The organism is Limnohabitans sp. (genome assembly GCF_046052765.1).
Lineage (GTDB): Bacteria > Pseudomonadota > Gammaproteobacteria > Burkholderiales > Burkholderiaceae_C > Limnohabitans.
This window is the reverse complement of the sequence record NZ_JAVLFQ010000025.1, coordinates 1-2,597: the sequence shown is the minus strand read 5'-3', so window position 1 is coordinate 2,597 and position 2,597 is coordinate 1. Positions and strand designations below refer to the sequence as shown.

At 52.7% G+C, this 2,597-nt stretch carries 2 protein-coding genes; both read left to right on the top strand.

The window, feature by feature from the left end; all coding sequences use genetic code 11:
• Positions 1-158: 158 nt before the first annotated feature.
• Positions 159-2,261, top strand: a complete 2,103-nt coding sequence (gene fusA / locus AC9UG7_RS02720; RefSeq protein WP_509583829.1) for an elongation factor G — start codon at positions 159-161, stop codon at positions 2,259-2,261.
• A gap of 157 nt (positions 2,262-2,418) precedes the next feature.
• Positions 2,419-2,597: GTP-binding protein (locus AC9UG7_RS02715; protein ID WP_509583831.1), on the top strand; the 179-nt coding region annotated here is incomplete at its 3' end.

Genomic DNA, 2,597 nt, shown 5'->3' with positions numbered 1-2,597 from the left:
CACTTCCGCTTCTGATCGAAGCTGCTGCTTGCAGTTGACGGGTTCGCATGTCTTCAGATGTGCGCTGTTGAAATACCCGGGCTGCAGCAGTGCAATTTGCTGTCACAAATGACGCAGACAATTTCCTGTTTTTAATCTGATTCCCCAAGAGGTTGACCATGGCACGCAAGACTCCTATCGAGCGCTATCGCAATATCGGTATTTCTGCGCACATCGATGCGGGCAAGACCACCACCACCGAGCGCATTCTTTTTTACACCGGCGTGAACCACAAAATCGGCGAGGTGCATGACGGCGCTGCCACCATGGACTGGATGGAGCAAGAGCAAGAGCGTGGTATTACCATCACTTCTGCGGCAACCACTTGCTTTTGGAAGGGCATGGACGCGTCTTTCCCCGAACACCGCATCAACATCATTGACACGCCCGGGCACGTGGACTTCACGATTGAAGTTGAGCGTTCCATGCGCGTGCTCGACGGCGCTTGTATGGTGTATTGCGCCGTGGGTGGCGTACAGCCTCAGTCAGAAACTGTTTGGCGCCAGGCCAACAAGTACAAAGTGCCGCGTCTGGCCTTTGTCAACAAAATGGACCGTACCGGCGCCAACTTTTTCAAGGTCTACGACCAAATGAAATTGCGCCTGAAGGCCAACCCCGTGCCTATCGTGATTCCTATCGGCGCTGAAGAAAACTTCACCGGCGTGGTCGATTTGCGCAAGATGAAAGCCATCATTTGGGACGAAGCCTCTCAGGGCATGAAATTCCGTTTCGAAGACATCCCGGCCAACCTCGTCGAAGAAGCCAAAAAGTGGCGCGAGAACATGGTCGAGGCCGCAGCTGAAGCGTCTGAAGACCTGATGAACAAATACCTTGAAGAAGGTGATTTGACCGAAGCAGAAATCACCCATGGTTTGCGTGTTCGCACCATCGCCAGTGAAATTCAGCCCATGATGTGCGGTACAGCCTTTAAAAACAAAGGCGTTCAGCGTATGTTGGATGCGGTGATTGAATTGATGCCTTCGCCTATCGATATTCCGCCTGTCAAAGGCATGGATGAAGACGAAAAAGAAGTGCACCGCGAAGCCGACGACAAAGAAAATTTTTCCTCTTTGGCATTCAAGTTGATGACCGATCCTTTTGTCGGCCAATTGACGTTCGTGCGTGTGTATTCAGGCGTGCTGAAAAAAGGTGACACGGTTTACAACCCTATCAAGGGCAAAAAAGAACGTATCGGTCGTATCGTGCAAATGCACGCCAATAACCGCGAAGAGGTGGATGAAATTTGTGCTGGCGATATTGCTGCCTGCGTTGGCTTGAAAGATGTGACCACTGGTGAAACATTGTGTGATCCTGCCGCGATTGTCATGCTCGAACGCATGATCTTCCCTGAGCCAGTGATTACCCAGGCTGTGGAACCCAAGACCAAGGCCGACCAAGAAAAAATGGGTATTGCCTTGCAGCGTTTGGCGCAGGAAGACCCTTCTTTCCGCGTCAAGACCGACGAAGAGTCAGGCCAAACATTGATCGCCGGTATGGGCGAGTTGCATTTGGAAATTATTGTCGACCGCATGAAGCGCGAGTTCGGTGTGGAAGCCAACGTCGGCAAACCGCAAGTGGCTTACCGCGAAACTATTCGCAAAACCATTGAAGACAGCGAAGGCAAATTCGTACGTCAATCAGGCGGTAAAGGTCAGTACGGTCACGTGGTGTTCAAAATCGAACCCAATGAAGCCGGCAAAGGTTTTCAATTTGTCGACGCCATCAAAGGTGGCGTGGTGCCGCGCGAATACATTCCTGCGGTGGAAAAAGGCGTGATCGAAGCCTTGACGGCTGGCGTGCTCGCAGGTTATCCGGTAGTCGATGTCAAAGTGACATTGCACTTCGGTTCTTACCATGACGTGGACTCGTCTGAGATGGCTTTCAAAATGGCGGCCATCTTCGGTTTCAAAGAAGGCTGTCGCAAGGCCAGCCCAGTCATTCTCGAACCGATGATGGCTGTTGAAGTGGAAACTCCTGAAGACTACGCTGGTAACGTGATGGGCGATTTGTCCTCACGCCGTGGCATGGTGCAAGGCATGGACGACATGGTCGGCGGCGGCAAAGCCATCAAGGCTGAAGTGCCCTTGTCCGAGATGTTTGGTTACTCGACCACATTGCGCTCCATGTCGCAAGGTCGCGCCACCTACACCATGGAGTTCAAGCACTACACCGAAGCCCCACGTAACGTCGCCGAAGCGATTGTTGCAGCACGGGCAAAATAATTTCATGGGGACAGACCAAACCGCTTGCGGTTTGTTCTGTCCCCTCTGATTTCAAGTGTCTGCGACGATGCGCCGTCTTGTTACCCGTGCGGGACGAACCAGCAGCATCGTGCAGACGTAAAACCTGTACACGGGCCTGTTCTTTGGAGAAAAGACAATGGCAAAAGGCAAATTTGAGCGGACCAAACCGCACGTCAACGTAGGTACGATTGGGCACGTAGACCATGGCAAGACGACGCTGACGGCGGCGATCACGACGATTTTGTCGGCGAAGTTTGGCGGAGAAGCCAAGGCTTACGACCAGATTGACGCGGCGCCAGAAGAAAAAGCGCGCGG